The 14,226-nt window shown below is 69.3% G+C and carries 15 protein-coding genes; 12 read left to right on the top strand and 3 right to left on the bottom strand.

Annotated elements, in window-relative coordinates; translation table 11 throughout:
- Window positions 1-185 precede the first annotated feature (185 nt).
- The 10 genes from IEY61_RS06170 to IEY61_RS06125 all read left to right on the top strand — a co-directional run bounded on the left by IEY61_RS06170 (window position 186) and on the right by IEY61_RS06125 (window position 8,950).
- On the top strand, window positions 186-668 hold the full coding sequence (locus IEY61_RS06170; protein WP_229705722.1) for an NUDIX domain-containing protein: 483 nt from the start codon (window positions 186-188) through the stop codon (window positions 666-668).
- Between the two features lie 150 nt (window positions 669-818).
- Entirely contained in the window at window positions 819-2,789 is a 1,971-nt protein-coding gene (locus IEY61_RS06165) for an ABC transporter ATP-binding protein (protein WP_189041423.1), read from the top strand.
- Window positions 2,790-2,800: 11 nt separating this feature from the next.
- Window positions 2,801-3,418: an AAA family ATPase gene (locus tag IEY61_RS06160; RefSeq protein WP_189041421.1), complete on the top strand. Its 618-nt coding sequence runs from the start codon at window positions 2,801-2,803 to the stop codon at window positions 3,416-3,418.
- A 131-nt stretch (window positions 3,419-3,549) separates the two neighbouring features.
- The gene (locus IEY61_RS06155) at window positions 3,550-3,873 is read left to right on the top strand and encodes a TSCPD domain-containing protein (RefSeq protein WP_189041419.1); all 324 of its coding nucleotides are present in this window, start codon (window positions 3,550-3,552) and stop codon (window positions 3,871-3,873) included.
- Window positions 3,870-4,508 carry a nucleotidyltransferase family protein gene (locus IEY61_RS06150; RefSeq protein ID WP_189041417.1) on the top strand — a complete coding sequence of 213 codons (639 nt, stop codon included), beginning with the start codon at window positions 3,870-3,872 and terminating at the stop codon, window positions 4,506-4,508. The genes IEY61_RS06155 and IEY61_RS06150 overlap by 4 nt, the downstream gene beginning before the upstream one ends.
- Window positions 4,505-5,329 (top strand): 5'-3' exonuclease, encoded by an 825-nt coding sequence (locus IEY61_RS06145; RefSeq protein WP_229705721.1) that lies wholly within the window; start codon window positions 4,505-4,507, stop codon window positions 5,327-5,329. The genes IEY61_RS06150 and IEY61_RS06145 overlap by 4 nt, the downstream gene beginning before the upstream one ends.
- 110 nt (window positions 5,330-5,439) lie before the next feature.
- Window positions 5,440-5,865, top strand: a complete 426-nt coding sequence (locus IEY61_RS06140) for a GFA family protein (RefSeq protein ID WP_189041415.1) — start codon at window positions 5,440-5,442, stop codon at window positions 5,863-5,865.
- 290 nt (window positions 5,866-6,155) lie between these two features.
- Window positions 6,156-6,566 (top strand): ATP-binding protein, encoded by a 411-nt coding sequence (locus tag IEY61_RS06135; protein ID WP_189041413.1) that lies wholly within the window; start codon window positions 6,156-6,158, stop codon window positions 6,564-6,566.
- Window positions 6,567-6,987: 421 nt separating this feature from the next.
- Window positions 6,988-7,344 (top strand): hypothetical protein, encoded by a 357-nt coding sequence (locus IEY61_RS06130; protein ID WP_229705720.1) that lies wholly within the window; start codon window positions 6,988-6,990, stop codon window positions 7,342-7,344.
- 172 nt (window positions 7,345-7,516) lie between these two features.
- Window positions 7,517-8,950: a helix-turn-helix domain-containing protein gene (locus IEY61_RS06125; RefSeq protein ID WP_189041408.1), complete on the top strand. Its 1,434-nt coding sequence runs from the start codon at window positions 7,517-7,519 to the stop codon at window positions 8,948-8,950.
- An 8-nt stretch (window positions 8,951-8,958) separates the two neighbouring features.
- Here IEY61_RS06125 and IEY61_RS06120 read toward each other — a convergent pair whose 3' ends face one another.
- A complete protein-coding gene (locus IEY61_RS06120) occupies window positions 8,959-9,990 on the bottom strand; it encodes an NAD-dependent epimerase/dehydratase family protein (protein WP_189041406.1) in 1,032 nt (343 codons plus the stop codon).
- A 151-nt stretch (window positions 9,991-10,141) separates the two neighbouring features.
- On the opposite strand from IEY61_RS06120, the gene IEY61_RS06115 reads away from it, so the two are divergent.
- Window positions 10,142-10,561 carry an NUDIX domain-containing protein gene (locus IEY61_RS06115; RefSeq protein ID WP_189041405.1) on the top strand — a complete coding sequence of 140 codons (420 nt, stop codon included), beginning with the start codon at window positions 10,142-10,144 and terminating at the stop codon, window positions 10,559-10,561.
- A gap of 235 nt (window positions 10,562-10,796) precedes the next feature.
- Here the strand turns inward: IEY61_RS06115 and IEY61_RS06110 are convergent, their stop codons facing one another.
- Together IEY61_RS06110 and IEY61_RS06105 are read right to left on the bottom strand one after the other, a co-directional pair.
- Complete coding sequence (locus IEY61_RS06110) at window positions 10,797-11,435, bottom strand: NUDIX hydrolase (RefSeq protein ID WP_229705719.1); 639 nt, start codon at window positions 11,433-11,435, stop codon at window positions 10,797-10,799.
- Window positions 11,436-11,685: 250 nt separating this feature from the next.
- Window positions 11,686-12,588 carry a hypothetical protein gene (locus tag IEY61_RS06105; RefSeq protein ID WP_189041404.1) on the bottom strand — a complete coding sequence of 301 codons (903 nt, stop codon included), beginning with the start codon at window positions 12,586-12,588 and terminating at the stop codon, window positions 11,686-11,688.
- A gap of 267 nt (window positions 12,589-12,855) precedes the next feature.
- Here IEY61_RS06105 and IEY61_RS06100 point away from each other — a divergent pair, with 267 nt between their 5' ends.
- Window positions 12,856-14,223 (top strand): hypothetical protein, encoded by a 1,368-nt coding sequence (locus tag IEY61_RS06100; RefSeq protein WP_189041403.1) that lies wholly within the window; start codon window positions 12,856-12,858, stop codon window positions 14,221-14,223.
- Window positions 14,224-14,226: the final 3 nt, after the last annotated feature.

The following is a 14,226-nucleotide window of genomic DNA, read 5'->3' as shown; positions in this document are numbered from 1 at the left end:
CTTTCCGAGCTGCCTGCGGCGGCTCCCGCCCGGCTGTCGGCGGTGGTCGCGCGGGTTCTCGACGCCCCTGTCGGCAGGTCGGGGCGGCGGTGCTGGTGGTGTCGGAGTTGGTGTCGGAATCTGCCGACAATGTCAGCGCACGGCGCTGCGGGCGTGTCGCCCCTGCCGCGCCCTACCGTCTCCGCATGCCCTCCGAACGCCGCGATTTCACCGCCGATCTGCCTCATAAGCGGATGGCCGCCGGGCTGCTGATCACCGACGCGGACGAGCGGGTTCTGCTGGTCGAACCCGCCTACCAAGCGGACTGGGAGATCCCTGGCGGGTGCGTCGAGGCGGACGAGTCGCCGTACCAGGCCGCGGTCCGGGAGTGCCGGGAGGAACTCGGCGTGGACCTGACGCCGGGCCGCTTGCTCGTCGTGGACTGGGTACCGGCCCGCGACGGGCGAACTGAGGGCGTCATGGTCGTCTACGACGGCGGCACCCTCGACGCCACCGCGACGGAACGGATCGTGGTGCCGCCCGGGGAGTTGAAGGGCTGGGCGTGGTCCGACCCACTACAGACCGCCCGGCGGTTACGGCCGCTGTTGGCCCGCCGGGTCGCCGAGGCGCTGCGCGCCCGCGCCGACGGGTGTTGCTCCTACCTCGAAGACGGCGTCCGGGTCACCTGACCGCAGGCCATCTGAGGGCTCTTCCTGCGGGAGGCGCGGCTTCGGCGGCGCCAGCCGAGATCACCGATGGGGCCTGCGCGTCCCGCCGCCCACCACCGAGACACCACCACCGACCGCAGTTCATCCTGCCCACCTACAGGAGGTACCGCCATGCCCAAAACCGCTAACCCCGACCGGGTGCCCGCCCGTCCTGAACCGCCGCAGCGGGATTCCGTGCTGCCGGAGTTGCGGGAAGTGTGGTGGGAGACCGGGGTCCGGGCACGGGCGCAGGCCGGCCTGTTCGCCGTCTTCTCCGAGCTACCCCGCCTGGTCTGGGCCGCGCTCGTCGTGAGCTGGCGCGCCGACCGGGCCCGGACGTCGGTGGTGGCGGGCACGACGGTCGGCGCGGGGGTGCTGGCGGCGTTCGGGCTCCTCGCCGCGCAGCGGGTGCTGGTGGAGTTGTTCGCCGGCGGCCCGACCGCCGACAAGGTCACCGCCGCGCTGCCAGCCCTGGCCGCGCTCGCGGCGGTGACCGCGTTGCGCGCCGGGATGGCCACCGCGATGGGGTACGCGCAGAACGGCCTGACGCCGAAGGTGGACCGGGAGGTCGAGCGGGGCCTGTTCGAGGTGACGACTGCGGTGCGGTTGGAGGCGTTCGACGCCGACGCGTTCGCCGACGACATGGAACGCGCCTCCCGCGGTGCGAACTCCACCACCGGCCTGGTGCAGGCGTCGATGAACCTGCTCGCCGGCCTCGCCGGGGTCCTCGCCGTGGCCGTGGCCGTCGTGGTGGTCCATCCGCTGCTGCTTCTGGCGCTGCTGGTGGCGACGGTGCCAAACGGGTGGGCGTCGCTGCGCGCCGGACACCTGCGCTACCAGACCTACGCCGCCGGCTCGGTACGCCGACGCCGGCTGTGGCTGCTGCACCGGCTGATGGCCGAACGCGATTCCGCCCCCGAACTACGCTCCTACGGCCTGCGCGGGTTCCTACTCGACCAGTACGACCGGGTCATGGCCGTCGAGACCGGCATCCAACTCGCACTGGCCCGACGGGTCACCACGACGACCACCGTCGGCGCGATGATCGGCGGGATCGCCACCACTGCCGTCTACGTACTCCTCGGCGTGCTGCTCATCGACGGGCAGATCCCCCTCGCCGCCGCCGCGACCTGCGTCATCGCCGTCCAGTCCGCGCAACGCTCCCTGGCGGTGGTCACCTTCCAGATCGACCGCGTCTACACCGAAGGGCAGCACTTCCGCGACTACACCGGCTTCATGACCCGCGCCGCCGACTACCTGCCCACCCACACCGACCCGGCCGCCAGCACGCCAGCCCCGGAACGACTGGAGGAGATCACCGTCGACGCGGTGAGCCTGCGCTACCCCGACCGCGACACCGCCGCCGTCGACCAGGTCAGCCTCACCATCGAGGCGGGGCAGACGGTGGCGTTCGTCGGGGAGAACGGCTCCGGCAAGTCCACCCTCGCCACCATGATCGCCACCCTGCGCACCCCCACCGGTGGCACCATCCGGTACAACGGCCGACCAGCCGGCGACTGGGGCACCGACGCGCTGCGGGCACGGATCGGGGTCGTGACGCAGGAGTACCACAAGTGGCCGTTCACCGCCGCCACGAACATCGCGATCGGCGACATCGCGACCACGACCGAGCAGGACCGGATCGAGGCCGCCGCCGACCGCGCCGTCGCGCACGACATGATCACGGAACTGCCCCATGGGTACGAGACGCTGCTCGACCGGACCTTCGCCGGCGGCCAGGACCTTTCCGGCGGGCAGTGGCAGCGCATCACCGCCGCCCGCGGGTTCCTCCGCGACGCTGATGTGCTGATCATGGACGAGCCGTCGTCCGCCCTGGACCCGCGCGCCGAGGACGCCCTGTTCCAGGCCATCCGCGACCGGCAGGGGCGTGGCATCACCATCCTGATCACCCACCGGCTGGCCAACGTCCGCCACGCCGACCGCATCTACGTCCTGCACCACGGCCGCCTCGTCGAAGCCGGCACCCACGACCACCTGATGAACGCCGACGGCCGGTATGCCGAGCTGTTCACCCTCCAAGCCGCCGGCTACGACACGACCGCGCCCGCCGCGACGGTGCCCCGGCAGACCGCGACCGCCTGACGGAGCACGCCATGACGACGCCGAACCTGACGAAGTCCTCGCCTACGTTGGTGATCATTCGAGGGAACTCCGGCAGCGGAAAGACCACGGCCGCCCGCGAGGTACGCCGCCGTTTCGGGCGCGGTGCGGCCCTGTTAGAGCAGGACTACCTGCGCAGGATTGTGCTCAGGGAACACGACAGCGCCCGCATCGACCCGGTTGCGCCGACGTTCATCGCCGCGACCGCGCGTACTGCCCTCGACCTGGGCTACCACGTCATTCTCGAAGGCATCCTGCACACCGAACGCTACGCGGCCGTGCTGCACCAGCTCATCGACGATCACCCCGGCCCGGTCGCCGTGTTCTACCTGGACGTGTCCTTCGACGAGACCGTCCGCCGGCACCTCGGCCGCGACGAGCCGATCCCCGTCACCCCCGACGAGATGCGTACCTGGTACACCCACCGCGACCTGCTCGACATCCCCGGGGAGACCGTCATCGGCGAGACCAGCACCTTCGAACAGACGGTCACCACGATCCTGCACGCCAGCGGCCTCACCACGGTCGTACCGCAGACGCCCTGCCCCCGGCGATGCCCGCACTGCGCCCGCAAAGCCGACCAGACGACCACCGCGACGGATGCTCCTTGACACGGCCTTCGGACCGGAACTCCGCAGCTCAGAACCCGCCCGTGTCCACCTCGGGGACTCAAGGCGTACGTCAGAGAGGAAAGACCGCATCGATGAGAGATACCTTGCCGCCGTCGCGACGGGAAATCGAAGTGACCAGCACGTTCGTGATCGATGGTGTTCCGGGACAGCTGGCCACCACCGCCACGCCCAGCGGCGAGGTCGGTCGCGTCGACCTGCGGGCCGGTACACGCGGCTCCACCCTGGCAGGGCTCACCGACGCCCTGTCCTCCGCGATCACCACCGCACTCCGCGCCGGAGCGCCCCCAGCCACGTTCATCGACTCGTTCCGCCGCACCCACTACGTTCCGGCCGGCACCACCAGCGACCCAGACGTGCCCTACGCGACGTCGCTGGGCGACTACCTCGCCCAGCGACTGCACTACAACCACCCCGACGGGCCGGAACGCCCATGACGGCGCTGCCCGCCGGCCGGGCGGAACCGGCAGACATCGAGCGCGGCGACGAGTTACGGGAACTGGTCGGCGCCGACGCACGGCTGATGCGGGCGCTGACCGTGGTGCGGGACTCGGGGCTGCCCGACGCGTGGATCGGCGCGGGTGTCCTACGCGACCTGGTCTGGGGACGCCGCTACGGCACAGGGTTCGACCTGCGCGCGGTGCGGGATGCGGACGTGGCGTTCTTCGACCCCGCCGACCTGAGCCGGGACAACGACGACCGGGCCACCGCCCGGCTGGCCACAGCCGAGCCGGGCCTGCCATGGGAGGCGAAGAACCAGGCCGCCGTGCACACCTGGTACCCGCGACGATTCGGCGGACCGCCGGTCCCACCGTTTCGTAGCATCGCCGAGGCGGTCGCGACCTGGCCCGAGTACGCCACCGCCGTCGCGATCCGCCTCGACCCCGACAACCACATCGCGGTCTGCGCGCCGCACGGACTCGATGATCTCCTCGACGGCGTGTGGCGACGCAACCCCACCCGCGTCAGCGAACAGACCTCCCACGAGCGGCTTGCCCGGCATCAGCCGGCGCACCGGTGGCCGGGAGTCCGCGTCACCACCAGCCCTCCCGCACGCAGGGAGGGCCGATGAACGGGCTGTTCCTCGTCGACGGGCACCAGCTGCTCTACCGCGCCTGGTTCGGATTCCCCGCCCGGATCACCAGCCGCGACAAGACCCGCGACCTGACCGGCGTGTTCGGGTTCCTCGCCCTCATGCGCAAAGCCCACCGCCTCCACGCACCCGACCACGAACTCGTCGTCGTCTTCGACGGCGAACACGCCGCCGCCCGGCGTGCCACCGCCGTGCCGGAATACAAGGCGAACCGGGCTGACGCCGACCACACCCCCATCACCGCGCTGCCAGACGTCAAGCGAACTCTCGACGCCGCAGCCGTCCGCTGGACAGAGATCGACGAGATAGAAGGCGACGACATCATCGCCACCGCCACCACCAGCGCCGTTCACGAGGGCCGATCCGTCGTCTGCTACTCCAGCGACCGGGACTTCTACCAACTCCTGCGGCCTGCGGTCACTGTCCTTACCCCACACCGCACCGTCATCTCCACCGCCGAGATCCATCGCCGCTATCGCATCCACCCCTGCCAGTGGCCCGACTACCGGGCACTCACCGGCGACCCCGCCGACAACATTCCCGGCATACGCGGCATCGGCCCCACCACCGCCGCCACGCTCCTCACCGACGGCTGGCACCTCGACCAACTCCCCAACAGCCCCCGACTCCGCAACCCGCGCTGCCACCCCATCACCCACCAGTGGACCGAACTGCTCGCCTGGCGCGACGCCATCCGCCTGCGCACCGACATCTCACTCCCCGACACCCTGATCACCGGCCAGCCCACCGCGCCCCTGCCCCGCGCGGCCCACATCCTCGACCAACTCCACCTCTGGTAACGCCCGATGGAGCCAACCTGGATCGTTGGACCCGTCGACGTATCCGGCAGATCGTCAACGGGGGCGGCAAGGTGAAGTGTCCAACTGACCACAACGCGAGGGAATAGCCGATGTCTGAGCCTGTCGTCGATACCAAGGTCCGCACCGGCGGCTGCCTGTGCGGCAAGATCCGGTTCACCGTGAGCGGCGAGCCCGACTACCCCCACGTCTGCAGCTGCCCGCACTGCCAGAAGCGGGCCGGCGGGCCGATCCAGTCGTGGGTCAGCTTTCCGCTGGAAGGGCTGAACTGGACCGGCGAAGCCGGCGAGCCGACGTGGTTCGACACGTTCCCAGGCGAGACCACGCGAGGCTTCTGCGCCGCCTGCGGCAGCTCGGTGGCGGCGTTCGATTACGGCGACACGCTCATCGGCATCAACCTCACCGCCCTCGACGACCGGGACGACCCTTGCCTTGTCCCGGTCAACCAGTCCTTCCGCGACGATGCGGTCACCTGGCTACCTCAGGTCCCCGACACCCAGCACAGCATCATCGGCTGAGAACCTGATGTCGGGGGATGCCTGAGGGCAGCCAGCTCGAAGCCTGGGGTTAGTCCTTGTCGCTCCGCTGCGCGAAGCGGCCCTAATCCGGGAGGAAGTAGGTCTACTTCCGAGTTAGGCGCGGGGCCGGCCTTCTTGATCAGAGTGGCGACCAGGTCTGCCAGTGGGGGCTTGTCGTCGGGTGTTCTCGCGCGGCTGTGGTTGCTGTCCGGAAAGTCCTTACTTCTCGGGGCGCGGGTAGCGGTTGTTCTACCCGCGAAGGGCGGCTTTGGGAGACGGGAACAACGGTCGTGGGTGAGCTGACCGCACATGTGGATCTACCGATGGAACCTCCTGCTCTTGCGGCGGCGCGGCAGATGGTGCGGACCGTTCTGAGCGTGTGGGGGTTCCGCGACCCGGACTGGGTGGACGACGCGGTGCTCGTCGCGGTCGAGTTGGTGGGCAATGCGGTCCGACACGGCAACGGCCGCTTGGAGTTGCGGGTGTCTGCCGAGGGGGATCAGGTGACGATCAGCGCGGTCGACGGCTCGGCTGTCGTTCCCCGTCGCCGGCCGGTGGACAGCGACGGTGGGCGTGGGCTGGGCATCATCGAGGCGCTGTTGCAGGCATGGGGCGTCGAGGAGTACCACGGCGGCAAGCTCGTATGGATTCGTCTCACGCCGCCCTCGCCCCAGCCGGGGCTAACGACGGGCGAACGTTGACCGCTACCCGGCAGGCGAGGCAGCTGTGCCCGTCCGTCGTCGTGGGTGCGGTGGCCCGTATACCTACCGTGTGCCTTGCCCGGCTTACCAGGCATCGGGCCCCCTTGGGTGGTCAGGCCGGCGCGGCGGCGAGCGCGTCGCGGCTGGCGCGCTGGTGCTGCAACCATGACAGTGCGCGCCACTACTGGTCGACCTCTTCGTCTTCTCCTGGACGGCGGGCCTAGGCCGGGCAGTGTGCGGACGGGGCCGCCGAGGGCCTCCGGGCAGACCGTCCACGACTTTCGTGCTCTCATCCGAACGTCGTTGCCGACGGGGCGACACTTGCGACACGTCAAGTCAGTCATTGGAACATTCGTTCGATCTGGCTAGGCTGGCCGCTGCCCGAGCCACCAAAACGCAGGCGGTGATTCTCATGCCTATCGTGGGCGCTTTTGTCGTTGAGAGCCTGGCTTTGAACGCCACGATCGACGTGCCGTTGACGTTGCGGCGTATCCACCGCTTCCCCGCGTGGAGCGCCACCGGCGACCAGCCCGCCCAGTGGACGCTGATCGACTTCATCGGCCCCGATGACGCTGGCGACGAACTCGCCCGCCAGCTCGCCGCCGCGCTGTCCCCGGGCCGCTGGTACGCCGACTACGCCACCGGCAGCACCAGTTGGGTCGTGTTCGCCGGCCGCGTCTTCACCTATCCCCGAGGCGACGACACCGGGCGACAGGAAGCGATCACCTACGCCCGCGACGTCGGCGTGCCCGAGGCGCAACTCGACTGGCCCCGCTGACCAGAGCTATCCAGCGTCCGTCATTCACGGAAGGCGTGCCGGATGTGGTCGGGGGCGTCGGAAGCCCTTGCGGGGATGACCGTCGCTGCCGGCATCGGCTACTGTCAGCGTGCCGTGAGGGAAGCGTAGCGAGCGGTGACAGCCCCTCTGGCGGTGATGGAGGGACGTCCTCGTGGATCCGCAGCAGCTTAGTGACGTGAAACGGGCGCTGGGTCGAAGGCTCGGCAGGTGGCGTAGGACGCGCGGGCTGACTCAGGACGATGTCGCACGGCGGGTGCACAGCACCCGGAGCACGGTCGCCAACGTCGAGAGCGGCCGGCAGGTGGTGGACCGCGTCTTCTGGGCGCAGTGCGAGTCACTTCTCCATGCTGACGGCGAGTTGATCAACGGGTATGACGAGTACCGGTCCCTTGAGGTTCGACACCAGCAGGAGAAGGCCGAGGCGGCCCGTCATGCCCGCTGGGGGGCGGTGCTGGATCATCAGGTGATCGCCGAGGCGGCGCAGCATCACGACACGTCGTTCCTGCCCCGGGTCGATGCCGTGGCGGCGGAGGCGGCGTTTGTGGGGGCTGCGGACGGGGCGTACGTTGGGGTGCAGCAGGCGATCAGGGTCGCCGCGCGGGAGACCAGCGAACACGCGATGAACGCGGGGGCGAGGGCCGTGTCAGACCTCACCGTCGAGCAGCTACGCGACGACGCGATCCGAATGGCCCAGAGTTACGGGCAGTTGACGCCGACGGTGGCGATCACCGAGACCTTGCGGGTGCGGGCACTCGCCGTCGAGGCTCTGGGGCGCACCCACCGGCCCAGTCAGCAGCACGAGTTGTACCTGATCACCGCGCAGGCGGCGGCGTTGCTGGCCAGCGCGAGCGCGGATCTGGGTCTGTGGACGTCGGCGATGCGGTACGCCCGTGCGGCCGACACCTACGGTGAGATCATCGGCCACCCTGGTGTGCGCGCCTACGCGCGTGGGATGCAGGCCACCATCGCGTACTGGACCGGCCGCCACGAGGAAGCCGTGCGGTACGCGATGGCAGCGGTGGACAGCGCCCCGTCCGGCATCGCTCAGGTGCGTGCCCAGTGCGTGTTGGCCAGGGCCTGGGCGCATCGGGGCGCGGTCGACCAGGTTCGCGAGGCACTCGCCGCAGCCGACGACGCCCGTGCTGTCGATGGTGACGACGTCCTGCACGACGCTATCGGCGGGGAGTTCGGCTTCACCGCGTCCCAGCAGGCGCGCTGCGCGAGCACCGCCTGGTTGCAGGTCGACGACCTGGACGAGGCCACGAAGGCGGCAACCGCCGCTCTGCGGTTGGCCGCGGCGCAGGACGCCGCCCCGTGGTCGACCATTGAGGGCGAGGCCCGAGTCGACCTGGCCACCTGCCACCTCGCCGACGGACGGCTCGACGCGGCGCAGGAGACGCTGGCGCCGCTGTGGTCGATACCGCCCGAGTGGCGGCGCACCGGTCTGCTCGGACGCTTGGGCAGGGTGCAGGAGGCGCTGTCGGCGCTGCGGTGGCGTCAGGTGCCCGAGGCGCGTCAGCTCGCCGAGCTGGCGAGTTCCTTCGCCACGGCCCGGCCCGCTCCTCCCGCGCTGCCGTCGCTATGAGTTCCGGGTCAGCCGCGCTGGTGCCAGGCCTGCAGTAGCTCGCGTTCCCGCTCGGCGGGGATGCCATGGTCGGCGGCCCGGCCTGCTTCGCCCTCGCCGGTGATGGCGCTGCCGCCTGCGGTCATCCACGACCAGGTTTCGTTGATGGTGTCTCGTAGAGGCCTGCAGTTCAGTCCTGCTGCGGCGGCGCGGGAACTGTCGACGGCCCACACGCCGGGGTGGGTGCGCCAGAGCGGCAGCTCCGTCCACTGCTGCACACCCTGCTGGATCAGCCAGTCCGGGTCGGTCCACACCGGCCGGGTACCGGCGTCCGTCACGGCGACGCAGGCGTCGACAAGCTCGGAGAACGTCGCGTGGCCGACCGGTGCGGTGACGTTGAACGAGCCATGCTCCCGTCCTGCCGCAAGGGCCAACGCGAACGCGGCAGCGTCGCGCACGTCGACCGGTTGGATGGGCCGCTCTGCGGGCCCCGGCGCCAGCAGCTGACCGCCCCGGGCAGCGCGCGTTAGCCACCAGGTCAGCCGACCTACATACTCGCGAGGCCCGAGGATCACCCCGGGCCGCAGCACCACGGCCCGCTGTTGCCCGACAGCGTGGACGACAGCGTTCTCGCAGCCTGCCTTCAGCGCCCCGTACTGGCCGGCGTAGCCGAGGTCGGCGCCGAAGGTCGCGTCGGCGTCCGGCGGGCAGTCGAAGACCGGTGAGTCGTCGTGCAAGGGCTCGTTCGGCCAGCCGGTGTACACGTTGACCGAGGACACGAACACGTAGCGGCCGACGACCGGCGCGAGGGCGTTCGCGGCGGCGAGGACCTGGTTGGGGACGTAGCCGATCGTGTCGATGACGGCGTCCCACGGGCCGTGTTCGGCCAGTCTCGCCCAATCCTCGGGGCGTTCCCGGTCGCCGTGGACGGCCTGAACGCCGGGCAGGTCGGCGGCGGAGACGCCGCGGTTGAAGGTCGTCACCGACCAACCCGAGGCTAGGGCGAGTTCACCGAGAGTGCGCCCGAGGAACCAGGTTCCACCGAGTATGAGCAGCCGCATGCCCGCCATCATCGCCTATGGTCAAGCGACCGGCACAACCAGCGCGTCTCGCGGAGGAGGCCCCACTCGCAACCCCACAGAGCGCCTTGTCGTCGCGACAAGGCCAGCGCGGAACGGGTACGCAAACGTTCAGCGGAGAGGCGAGTTCGCAGTGACGAAGCGGCGGCGAGCGGCGGCGGTGATCGTACGCGACGGCCGGGTGTTGATGGTGCGGGAGCGCGGGCGAGGTCCTTCCGGTCGTCACGACGGCCAGGAGTACTGGACGCTGCCCGGTGGTGGCATCGGCGTCGGCGAGACAGCCGAGGACGCCGTCCGTCGCGAGGTTGTCGAGGAAGTCGGTCTTCGGCCCGTGGCTGTGCGGTATCTGCTCGACGTGCCGTACCCGTCGGGTCTGACCTCCTGCTTCGCGGTGCAGGTAGCCGACGGCGAACCGAGACTCGGCGATGACCGCCTGCCCTGTGACTGCCCGGCCATGGTGGGCGTGGACTGGGTACCGCTGCCCCAGCTTCAGACTGAGACGCCGGGGCTGCCCATCCCGACGATGATCGTCGTCTGGGAGCCGCCGACGTAGGCATGAGTGACCACACGTGTGCCCAGCGACAAAGCCGCCAGACGGCTCTGATATGACCGGATCATCGTCGCGTTCTGTTTGCGCTCGAGTGGAAGCCGGACCGCAGATCGCTCTTGGAACGAGTGGATGAACGACATCGGGGCCAACATCGAAATAGCAACGCCAAGATCTGGCTGTGGCCCGGCGGGCAACGGCACCCGCTGAACGGCGAGATCTGCCGGGCCGGTCAACCGCCTCACGCTGGCGTGGTCACCGCCCGCGCGATGCGCCGTCCGACAAGCCGCTGCGCCGTGGAGAGCGGGTACCACGCGGCACTCCGGACCTCCGACTTTTGGATACGCCCCATCTCCGCCCGCGCCGTCACGAACGAGTAGCCGAAGTCGAGATGGAAGTGTTCCGGCTCGTCCTTTGCGGGCCGTGCCGGAACCTTCCCGTACTCGACGTAGACCGGGACCTCCGACGCAGGGAAGAGTCCGCTGGGGTCAACACCGGTCTCTTCCACCAGCTCACGCACTGCGGCGCTAATCAGCGTGGAATCAGTCGCCTCAAGATGCCCTCCAGGCTGCAAGGGGATTCCGTAGGCGAGGTGATCGACAAGCAGCACATCCGTGCCGCAGACGAGGAGCGCACCCACAGTTACGTGCATCGAGAAGTTTCGCCGCGACGCGAAACTCGCCCCTTCAGCCAGCAGCCGCAGCGGCTCGGACAGCGACACGGCATCGTCCGGATAGCGCGCAATATAGGCCGAGAGCGCGCTCGAGATGTCCGAATCACTGATCGCCACGAGTCGACCCCCCAGCTTGAGAGCCCGGATGCGCAGGATCGCCTGCCCTAACAGGGTCGGCGTGACCTGACATGGCAGCTCCAGTCGCATGGCGTACGAGGGAGGATCTCGCACTCTACAAGCGAGCCTGGGTGGCGGGCGCGTGCCGCGCCGCGAGACAGCAGCATCCGCGTGTGCCGGGTCCTGGTGGTCGACGTTCCATTCGCCTACGGTCCTGACGCAGCCGTGACCCCGTTTTGTCCAACCTACCGAAATCAGGATGGCTCAACACAGTTCAGGTTTTTCATGGATTTGCAGTCGAACGGCGAACTCATGGGTGGGGCAATCTGGAGTCGGGGAGTCAGAACATCACCGCCAGACCGAAGAAGCGGTCTTCACCAGTCAGAGGCCCGAGACGTTGCCGGTCGCTGTCGCGTGCTGTGCTGATCAGATCAGGCAGTCGGGTGTCTTGCACCCAGGCGCATTGCGGGCCGGTCAGCTCGGCCGGCCGACTGGACAACGTCTGCCAGAACTCGTCGTCGAGCGGGATCTCCGTCACTCGCTCCGGCGAGTAGAGGACCTCGACCGCGCGGTTGTCGGCTATCGCATCGCGCAGCAGGTCCACGGCCCGCGACCACCAAGGGTTGGGGAACCAGGCCGAGGCGTAGATGATCCCCGAGAGGCCCGCGTACCAGAGTGCACGGCGAGCCCCGATGAGATCGGTGACCTTGATGTGTGTCGCGACCTTGCGCATGACATCTTCGGCGTACTCGTCCCACGTCGCGCCGAGAACGTCACCGGCGGCGACCGCCGAGCCTCCCACGGTCAGCTCCCGGTCCGGGTCCTGCAATAGCTCGACCAACGCCGCGATGTGCTCGGGCACCGAGCGCCGGTCGTAGGTAATCTCGGCCCCTGGCTCGGTAACCGAGTCTGGTAGGACGTCGTCGAGCATGTCTCGGACATCCAGGGCGGTACTGATGTTCAGCCTCATCATGATGTCGTCGGGGATTCCGAAGCCCTGCTCGCGGCCGTCGAGGAACACGTCGGTTCGAACACTCTCGTCGGGGTCGATGTCGGCCAGCATCTCCCAGTTGGCGTTCAGTAACTGGTAGTGGTCGCGCCGGGCGCGGCGCTCCTCAGCGTGCACATCAGGATCGTCCGGGTCCCTGCCCAGCAGTTCCAGGCGCTGGACGCGTTCGACTCCGGCGTGGACGTCTTCCAGCGCGGTGTTGCGCCAGCAGAGCACGGTCAGCCCTACCGCCACAGCGTCCAACAGTTGGTCACGGTCGCGCAGGTCGAGGCCGTAGTCTCCGGCCCACGCCAGCCACTGGTCGTCGCTGAGCCAGCCGTCCGGCGCGGCGAGTTTCGGTCTGCGGGTGTGCTGCGTGGCACGCCGACGACGTTCCGCTTGCTGCCTTCGACTAGCCATCCTCGTCTCCTGTCGTCGACCGGGCGCCACACCGGCCGGTCATCGCGCTGACGGTACGCGGCGACTACGATATTCCTGGGCAGCACGCGCTTGCCTGTCTCCGTGCCGGCCGACGCCCACACCGTCGCGGTAATCGCGGACAAGGGCCTCCGGCTCGCGCGCTGCTCACACCCGTCTTTTCGTCGGTGCGGGGTGTGGGGCCGCCCGAAGGGGTCGAAGACGATGGTCAAGGACAGCGCTCGAAAGAAGGCCGCCAGGGCATACGCTGAGGCGACGGGGGTGTCCCACGCGGCCGCTGCGCGACTAACCGCCCGCCGCCACGGCGGCTTCAGCGCCGCCGCCGTGCACACCGAACTGATGCAAGCCCTGCACGAGGCGGGTTGGCCCGTGGAGTACGAAACCTTCGCGGAGAACGCAGAGTACCGCGGCTACGCTGGCCCGGCCCGGTTCTTGGTTGGTCGCGCCTCCCAGGTCGCGGAATTCGGCGGCGAAGCCCCGGACCCGGACGACGACACGCGGCTCGATGTGTCCCAACCGCCGACGGTGGAGATGGCCGCCCCGCTGACCCCGACCGGCTTCGAAGCACACGCCCAGATCAGCGGTGACCGTCCCGCCCACGAGTTGATCGCGGAACTGAACCGCATGCTGGCCGCCGGACGTGCACGCGCGGTGGCGAAGGCCGCCAACCAGGCACAATGCGCCGTGTGTGGGGACGCCTACCCGGGCGCACACTTACTCCCCGCCGCTGGCGACGATGAGCTAACGCTGTGCCCGGTCTGCGCATTCGATGGTGACGTGCACGTCACTGCCGGGCACGTCACCGCCTACCTGACCTACCAGATCGACCAGTTGGCCGCGACCGACCTCGCGATGCCGGCTGGCTGGGCCGGGCCAGTGGCGCTGCTGGCGTGTACGGCACCAACCGGGTTCGACGACCAGCTGACAAGACTGTGGAAGCAGGCGGGCACGGTTCTTCTGCCCGCGGACTACTGGTCGCAGCCGGAACAGCTCTGGGTATGGCTGCCGCCCGGTGCCCGGCCCGCTCCATTGGTCAGGTTCGGGCCCGGCGCCCGACTCGGAGCCCTCGTCGCAGCACTGGACGAACAGTGCCCCGACCTTCGCCAGCGTGCCCGTGCTGCCGAGACCGAGAACTGGCGCGACGCGGGGTGGAGTGACGACGAACCTCCTCCCGGGCTGTTCCTCGACCAGTTGTGGCCGGCCGCTGTCGCATACGCGGTCTCGCTGCAGACCCAGGCTGCCGAACGCCGCGAGCATCGACCACCACTGCAGCACCTTGCCGGCTCGTTCGACTCCCTGCTCGACCACCTTGCGCTCATGGAAAGCACGCTCGACTTCGATGACATCGAGTCGACCCTCAGCGTCAGCATCGAGACCATCATCGACGTGTTGTGGCCACACCCGGCACAGACGTCGCCGCCCGAGAACGGAAGGCACTCGACGATGAGGTGACCC

It is taken from the genome of Micromonospora sonchi (genome assembly GCF_014646235.1).
In the GTDB taxonomy this organism is placed as follows: domain Bacteria; phylum Actinomycetota; class Actinomycetes; order Mycobacteriales; family Micromonosporaceae; genus Micromonospora; species Micromonospora sonchi.
This window is presented reverse-complemented; position numbering and strand designations above follow the sequence as displayed.